This window comes from Cupriavidus sp. FW306-01-F10A (assembly GCF_058782785.1).
Genome location: NZ_JBYSYA010000025.1, coordinates 1 through 581 on the forward strand (window position 1 = coordinate 1; position 581 = coordinate 581).

The 581-nt window shown below is 72.3% G+C and carries 1 pseudogene; it reads left to right on the forward strand.

Going from position 1 to position 581, the window contains the following annotated elements:
• Positions 1-581 (forward strand): annotated as a pseudogene (locus AC3WLF_RS26135) (cell division protein FtsK); the annotation flags it as partial.

Genomic DNA, 581 nt, shown 5'->3' on the forward strand with positions numbered 1-581 from the left:
GGCCGGCCCCGACGGCAGCCCCTTCACCGGCTCCGGCGCCGCGCCCGGCGCAGCCCCTGCGCGGCACGGTCGTCAGCAGCCCGTTCCGCCAGCCGCAGCCGCTGGTGCGTTCGGCGATTACGACGCTGCCCGAGGCTTCCGGCAAGGGCGTCGCCTCGGCCACTGCTTCCGTCACGGTACCTGCCGCCGTATCAGTGCCGGCCGAAGCCGCCGCCGTAGCGCCGGCCCTCACTGGTGCCACGCAAGCCGTGGCCGCTCCCGCGCAGCCGGTTGCCAGCGCGGAACCCGAGGCAGTGGCAGCGCCTGACGCATCTGTCATGGAACCGGTGTCTGCAGACACCGATATAGTTGGCGACATCGCGCCGGATTCCGTGCCGGCCGAAGCCGACGAAGCCACGCTTGCCGCGATCCGGCAGGAAGCCCTCGACCTGCTGGCCGAGTTGCAGGCGCTGGCAGGCAAGCCAGTGGTAGCGCAAGCGGCTGCGCCGGAACCGCAACAACCGGACGCGGCTGTGCCGGACGTGGCGCCGGACATTGCCGTCGACGCGGAACCGCACGCACTGGCTACCGTCACCCTGCCA